Origin of the sequence: Lacticaseibacillus camelliae DSM 22697 = JCM 13995 (genome assembly GCF_001436615.1) — a bacterium.
GTDB lineage: Bacteria > Bacillota > Bacilli > Lactobacillales > Lactobacillaceae > Lacticaseibacillus > Lacticaseibacillus camelliae.
On the sequence record NZ_AYZJ01000005.1, the window covers coordinates 1 to 7,542 of the forward strand.

General features: G+C 50.4%; 6 protein-coding genes. 5 read left to right on the forward strand and 1 reads right to left on the reverse strand.

The window, feature by feature from the left end; translation table 11 throughout:
- The coding region (locus FC75_RS00815; protein WP_056988798.1) for a hypothetical protein at positions 1–257 on the reverse strand (257 nt) is incomplete at its 3' end.
- Positions 258–746: 489 nt separating this feature from the next.
- Between FC75_RS00815 and FC75_RS00820 the strand changes: the two genes are divergently transcribed.
- The 5 genes from FC75_RS00820 (at position 747) to FC75_RS00840 (ending at position 7,536) form a co-directional block, all read left to right on the forward strand.
- Complete coding sequence (locus tag FC75_RS00820) at positions 747–1,622, forward strand: LysR family transcriptional regulator (protein ID WP_082397862.1); 876 nt, start codon at positions 747–749, stop codon at positions 1,620–1,622.
- 84 nt (positions 1,623–1,706) lie between these two features.
- Positions 1,707–3,197 carry an FAD-binding protein gene (locus FC75_RS00825; RefSeq protein ID WP_056988800.1) on the forward strand — a complete coding sequence of 497 codons (1,491 nt, stop codon included), beginning with the start codon at positions 1,707–1,709 and terminating at the stop codon, positions 3,195–3,197.
- Entirely contained in the window at positions 3,197–3,949 is a 753-nt protein-coding gene (locus FC75_RS00830) for an SDR family NAD(P)-dependent oxidoreductase (RefSeq protein ID WP_054666100.1), read from the forward strand. The genes FC75_RS00825 and FC75_RS00830 overlap by 1 nt, the downstream gene beginning before the upstream one ends.
- Positions 3,942–5,366, forward strand: coding sequence for a vinyl phenol reductase (locus FC75_RS00835; RefSeq protein ID WP_056988802.1), 1,425 nt, complete (start codon positions 3,942–3,944; stop codon positions 5,364–5,366). Before FC75_RS00830 ends, FC75_RS00835 begins: the two co-directional genes overlap by 8 nt.
- Positions 5,367–7,041: 1,675 nt before the next feature.
- Positions 7,042–7,536 carry a hypothetical protein gene (locus FC75_RS00840; RefSeq protein WP_056988804.1) on the forward strand — a complete coding sequence of 165 codons (495 nt, stop codon included), beginning with the start codon at positions 7,042–7,044 and terminating at the stop codon, positions 7,534–7,536.
- Positions 7,537–7,542: the final 6 nt, after the last annotated feature.

A 7,542-nucleotide genomic window follows, 5' to 3' on the forward strand; every position in this document is an offset into this window, starting at 1 on the left:
TTGTAGCCGGAGCCACTCATATCGAGATCGACCCCGTGCTCCACACAGAAGGCAACTTTGCCGTCCACCTTTTTCATCCACATACCGGTGTCCGTCCAATGTAAGCCATTGAACAAGTGCAAGTGCCAAGTGTTGCGCCAGTCAGCAACCTTGATGTTGGTCATGCTGGCGGCAATCGCCATTGAGGCCGGGATAAAGAGCTGGACGAAGATTGCAATTAAGGCGGCGAATACCGAGGTTCGCCGAACTGCTTTCATCAATGTAATTCCTCCATTCTAGATTTGAAAAATTGGTATATCTTGTTATTAAAAGAGGGAGTGAGTATCACTTCAAAGGTTGCAGGCAGCAATGCACAATCAACTACAAAATAAATAGACCGCCCGGACATTGAGAGGTCTAAATTTGCTGTTGATATGAAGTTTTCTCCAATTTGCACCGTGCAACTTTTATGCTGCTTCCAAAGCTGTTTTTTGTGATATAATTGGGCTTATTGAAATTCAAAAGCCTTTAACGGCGCCCATTTGCGCTCATTCGGCTTTTCGGGGCAACAGAGTGGGAATAAGTTTATTGCACGTTCAAACGTTGGTCAATCAGCGTTTGGACGTTTTTTTTTACCTGAAACTTGAGAAGTGTAGGGTGAGAGTCGGTGGCTGAAATGAGAACGGTGGGATTGCGGACTTTGAGGGCAGTCAGCCAACAAGTCGTATAATTAAACTGGCACTTGCCACACATTTGGAGGCGTCATTATGAATTACAACTTAAAGCCTATGAAATATTTTGTTGACGTGGTGCAGACCCACGGCTTTAGTTCGGCAGCCAAACGCAATTATGTTTCAGAAACGGCGGTATCCTCAGCAATCAGGCATTTGGAGGATGATTTGGGGGTACAGTTGATTAACCGCACCCCTACTTCACTGTCACTGACCGCTTCCGGCCAATTCTTTTATCTGCGGGCGGTTCAAGTATTGGAGGCCTATGGTGAAATTTGGCGTCATCCGGAACAACAACCAGCAGGCCTGCTCAGGATTCACTTTCTTCAAGGCTTGGAAGCTGACGCGGCTGCCTTTGCTGAACATCTCGGACCCAGCAGGCAGTTGAGTTTTGATGAAGAACCCTTTACTGATGCGTTCACGCGGCTGCTGGCGCATGATTATGATATTTTGATCGGATTTGAACTGGCGTTTAGCGGCAACACCAAGCTTCAGGCCTTTCCGCTGCGCAAAGTCGGCTTTGATGTGCTGTGCAACACGCAAGCACTGGCGACGCAGCCTGATGCGCCAACGCTCAGTCATGCCGGCAAGCTGTATTTACAGCACTGGAAGTCAACTGGCATTGCCGATATCCAGGCGGTCATGGTCAATAAGTATGCGCATAACGGTTGGGGCTATGCTTCAATCGCACAGGTAAACAGTTTTCAAGCCGCCGCGTTGGCTGTGAATTTCAAGGGCGGCGTGGCGCTGGTGCCGGATGACTTCAGAGTACCTGCACATTGTAACAACCTCACACGGCTATCACCGAAGCATTTGGAACAAGCCTTCAACGTGGTCGCGGCAATTAGTCGCGATCGCCAGGAACTATTTGAAGGGATGATTCTTAAAGCGATAAGTTCAAGTTATCGCTGACAACTATTCGATGTTGGCAGGTTTTATGAAAACGCTTTATCCTTTACTTGTTGGATACTTCACAATAAGAAAGGATGCACCACCATGAAGACGTTAAAGACTCAAGTCGTGATTGTTGGCAGTGGTTCCGCAGGCTTGTCGGCGGGGTTTGAATTGTATCAGAAGAAGATCCCGTTCATCATGTTGGAGCGTGGGGATAAAGTCGGCGGTGCCGGGAAGTTTGGGGCCCATGGCGTGTTTGCGGTCCACTCTAAGCAGCAACTCGATAAGGGTGTGACCTATGACTATGCGGATGCGTTCAAGGGGTTGACGAGCTATAATCACTATTTTGTTAACGGCGAACTCCTGGCGCGCTTTCTCAAAGATTCCGGTGAGAATATTGACCGAATGGCGGCAATGGGATTAGCCACCACGGTTGAGCAAAGTGAACAGAAAGCGCACCTCAATGACCCACTGGTTTATCACAAGTTCAATAACTTCAAGTCAAAAATGGCCACTTGGGATGCTTGGCCGCAGAAATTTGAGGACGCCGGGAACCCTGTTTTGACTGAAACTTGGGCAGTTGGTTTGGACTATGATCCCCAAGCAGGCCTTAAAGGCGTGCTTGCCAAACAAGCTAGCGGTGAAGACCTGCGCATCGAAACCAAGAAAGTGATTTTTGCCGACGGTGGGTATTGCGGCAGTCCGGAAATGATGGCGGCCAAATACGCTGATAATGACGCGTTGCTGAATTTAGGTGAGCGCAAGGCCGACGGCACTGGAATCAAGCTGTGCGCGAAATACGGGGCCAACGTGGCTCACAATCCGGTCTTGTTTGCCCATGGGTGTGCGCCAAGCTTGCGAATCAACCCGATGCGGCGCCAAAGCAGTGTGGAAACATTGACCAACTTGCCGCTGCTTTGGGTCGATCAAACCGGGAATCGGTTTGTTAACGAAGACATTGTCTATGACTTTGCGATGTGGGCTAATGCCGCGCACAACGTTCAAGGCCAATATAGTGTGATCCTCGATCAAGCCACGCTGGATCATTTTCGCGATCATCTGGTGCCGATGGAAGATACTTTTGAACGGCAATTTCTCGAACCAGGCCAAACGCCAACTGGCACAGTCGGGCCGATCCCGGCGATTCAAGCAGACTTTGAGGATGCCATCGCGCATGGTGAAGTCGTCAAAGCCGATACAGCCGAAGGACTTGCGGACAAATTGGGGTTGCCGATCGCGGCCTTTGAACGCACCCTCAAAGTTTATAACCAGGCTGTTGCCGATGGGCAAGATGATACTTTCTTGAAGCCGGCGGCGGAGTTGAAGTTTGGAGTCAATCAGGGTCCGTTTTACGCGATAAAAGAACATTGCGCAATTTTGGGCACACTCGACGGGGTCGCTGTCGATCGCAATTGCCAGCCGGTGACCAAAGCCGGGCAACCGTTAAAGGATCTGTACATCGTCGGCAACAATGTCAACGGCTTGTATTCAGATGGTTATCCGAGCTATGAAGGAATCGCCAACGGGTTTGCGTTTGTCTCGGGCTGGATTGCTGCGGCTGAGGCGGGTAAAGCCGTTCAGGAGGCAGAATAATGTTAGAAAATAAAGTGGCATTGATTACCGGTGCGGCGCAAGGAATCGGTTATGGGGTGAGTGTCGCCTTCGCTAATGCCGGGGCCAACGTGGTGTTGACCGATTATCAACCCACCGTAGTGGAAGTGGCGCAATCCCTGAATGGGCAAGCCTCAGGTACGGTGATTGGCTTGGTCATGGATGTGACCAAAGACGACTCGATTGCTGCGGCGCTGTCACAGGTGATGACGCAGTTCGGTCGCTTGGATTATGTCATCAATAACGCTGGTGGCGGCGTGCTGAAGCCGTTTGCCGAGCTCACGAATGAGGATTTTGACAAGACTGTTGGTCTGGACCTTGTTGGAACGTTCAAGTGCATGCGCGCGGAAATCAACCTGTTCCTGAAGCAAGGCTTTGGGTCAATCGTTAATACCGGCGCGCTGGGCAGTTTCTACGCCCCGGGTGGTTTTGGCGCTTATAATGCGGCCAAAAATGGCATCATGGGCATGACGCAAGCGGCCGCTGTCGACTATGCCGATCAAAATATTCGCGTTAACTGTGTGGCCCCTGGACTGACCAAAACGCCGCTGAACGATGGGGCGTTCATTGATACCATGACGCCAACGGTCCCAATGAAGCGTTACGAAACGGTTGAAGAACTGGCCAAAGTGTTCGTCTTTGTTGCGACTGAAGCGACCTTCATGACCGGGCAAACCGTCGTGGTCGATGGCGGGGTCAGTGCTGGATTGAAACAGGAGGCGCCACATGCCTGAAGTGGTCATCATTGGCGGGGGCCTATCAGGACTCGTCGCGGCCATCACTGCGCGGCAGGCGGGGTTGTCCTGTGTAGTGATTGAAAAAGGACGTAGCCTCGGCGGCGACGGCAACTATGTGGAAGGCGTGATGGGCGTGGATTCAAGGCTTCAACAGCAAGCCGGCATCACCATCGACCGCACGCGGCTGTTGCAAGATGAGCTAAATTATTCCCATTACGAAGCCAGCGCACCGCATCTCAAGCAGTTGATCGACCATTCTGGCGAGACCATCGACTGGCTAGCGGACCAAGGGGTGAAGTTTGCCAGTGTTGGCCCGCAAGGGAAAAGCTGGCCCACCATTCATGCCTTTGCCGGCGGTGGCCACGCGGCTGTGGCAACATTGGTGGCTAAAGCGCGTCAGCTTGGCGTGGAATTTTGCATGAGTACCAGTACCCAAAAATTATTGCAGACTGCTGGGCATCTTTCAGGCGTTGAGGTCATGAACGAGGTCACCGGGCAAACGACAAAAATTGCCACTGACAACGTGATCTTAGCCACCGGCGGCTATGTGGACAATCCCGAATTGGTCAAAAAGCAAACACCATTATCAGACCGGCTGATGAGTGTCAGTGATGGCAAATCCACTGGCGATGGCATGCAGTTGGCCTGGGCGGCTGGTGCGATGCATGACAGCATGGGTGCACTCCAGTTTGGTGGTGGGGCAATTTTTGACCCGATGCTGCCGCCATTCATGCATATGACCTCTGAAATTGGCGTGGCTGCAACTCAGGAAGCAATTTTGTGGGTCAACCAGGTCGGTGACCGTTTCGTGAATGAAGATGTGAATGACAACATGTGCCACGCAGGGAATGCGCTGCTTGGTCAAGCGCGGACGTTTGCGATTTTTGACGCTGAAGCCGTCAAACATTTAAGCACGGTCGGGTTGTACAAGGCAGTGGGCAATTCTCCATTTTCACCCGATACCTTAAGCAAGTTGCCTGATGAATTAGCATCGGACTTAGCCGCGCATCGCAAATATTTGGCGAAAGCCGATAGCTTGGAGACCTTGGCAGAACAGTTACATTTACCGAATTTGGTTGATTCCGTTGCCCATTATAATCAGCAAGTCGCGGCCGGCGTTGATGCTGATTTTGGTAAAGCTTCGGCCTATCTCACGCCGGTTAAGGATGGCCCATTTTATGCGGTGACCCTAGGCGTGGGGATGGCGTGTGCGATCGGCGGCTTGCGCATCGATACGCACAATGCAGTGCTGAATGCTCATGGGTATCCGCTTCCGGGACTATATGCGATTGGTAATGATGCGGCGGGGATGCTGGTCGGCGATACCTATGCCGTCACCTTGCCAGGCAGCACCGCGGGGTTTGCAGCCTTTTCAGGGCGCAACGCGGTCGCGGCAATCGTTCAAAACAAATAATGTTGAGGCGGCGGAGGCGTTAAACGTTTTTATCCCCGAGTACAAGTGCCTCTGGGTCACGATTCTGAAATGGAAGCGCGGCGCAGGGGCATTTGTGTACTTTCTGAAAGGTGAAGAGGTTATCTTGTGGGGTGGCTTTTTGATGCGCATATTTTGCTCGCCTTAAAGGGTATGCTAATCGTAACCTTTTTCTTCAAGAATGATACAGTGAGTCATGTTTCGATCTCAGATTTTGGTTTCAACTAATCATGGTCAGCTCATTTAGAAGCTCAATAGCTTGAGTTGTTATATCCGTAAATTGCAAGAACAAGTTAGCGGTCAAGACTTGCGCATCGCAGACAAGACAGTGATTTTTGCCCGTGGTGGGTATTGCGCCAGTCCGGAGGGTGATGGCCACGCCATACGGTGACAATGACGCGTTCCTGAATATAGGTGAGACGGCACTGGGATCAAGATACGGAGCGACCGTGGCGCACAATCCGGCCTTGTTTGCGCTTGGGTGTGGACCAAGTTGTCGAATCATTCCGATGCGGCGTCAACGCAGTGTAGGAACGCTGGCCAACCTGCTGCTTTGGTCGATCACTGGCGAAGAAATATAAAGTGCTTTTAGCCAATCACAAGCGCCGGTACACGACGATTCGTCCTTTCAATCGTGGTGTACCGGCGCTTGTTGTGACTTGTTGTTGCACAATGTTCTGCAACTAGTTGTGTCTCTTGAGTGGTGCGGCCTCTGTCGGCTTAACAATTCATGGCGGTAGTTACGATGCGAGTGATTAGCTCAGGCAGTGCTTTGCGAGAGGATGGTGAAAATGAGAATTTAATGACGAAGGCCAAGACGGTGGATTAGCGCTTCGTTCTGCGTCCTGCCTGAATGGCGGTAACTCGGCGTTCCTTGAAATAATGACATGCTTGCGAGAAACATTTTCGCTAGCTGTACAATGCTGAGACCTGATGGCTTTGCTGCCATGAGAAAAACTGGCAAAGTGCGGCAAAGGAAATGGTGTTTACCTTTTTGAGGTGAGAGGCATTAGCTCACTTATATTTAGAAAAAATTTTCACCGGTGCGCCCACGTCGGGAAGGATTGCTGCTTTTTGCGGCAATTGAACCAGAGCGGAACGTGATTGCTAGGTGACCTCAATGCTATCCGCGTTGTTGCCTGGCCAAAAAATGACAAATCACCGTCTAATGATTCTTATCATAATCAAATAAATTACAGATTTTGTAATGACAAATGAAATATTTTTGAAATATTAGCCGGGACGTTATAAAACGTGTTAATGCTTACACACTTGTGTTTCCAATGTAAGCAAGTCACACCGGGGAAAACGATAAGACACATGTGCTTGAATTAGATAATTTTTATAAATAACGAGGGTAAATCTCGGTTATCTTATCAAATAGCCATATTGCGCTCATCAAATCCTCAGGATATAATTTCTCTCATGTGAATATTGAGGGTATCACTCTCGATACTAAGCAGTTGTTTGAAATCTTTTGAAGCAGTAGAAGGTGATGAATCACACAGATGTTAAGGCGTTATACGGGGCTCCGTGGGACGCATTGGGAAAAAGAGAAGTAAATGTGGTGATGTATGGCGGCGTAATCGTTTGGCCTCGTTGTGGGAACGGGGTCACGGCGGCCGCCTCATCCAGTGAAATCTAGGGGGATAGTCATTTGAATCAAAACAGAAAAAAACATGAGGTCGGACACCTCTTACTGCTCTCTACGCTGGTTTTGGGCTTTAGTGTCCAGGCTTTGGAAGACGCACAGGCGGTGCGGGCGGCGGTCACGACGACTGCAGCTGTCCCGACCATCACTAAAGCGACTGCGCTTAAGGTACCCAAGAAGAATGCTGATGGCGTTTTCAAGGTTGCGGACAGTCAATCGCTTGAGGATGCTGTCCGCGCTGAAACGTCGGCCACTGCGCATGCCGGTACCGCCAAGCTTTGGGCGAATATCAAAGCGCAACTGGAAGCGAAGGGAATCGACACTAGTGGCATGACCGTTGGCGACACGAAGGACGAAACGGTTCGGGTCGTTGTTAACACAAATGGCGAAGCCGGGGTCGACGCCGTTAAGAGTGATGATCCGACTTACAAGCAAGCAGACGCTGCGGAAAATAAGGCCTCAATTTTCAAGTCAAGTGCAACGATGATAACGAATCCTTGATAGTGG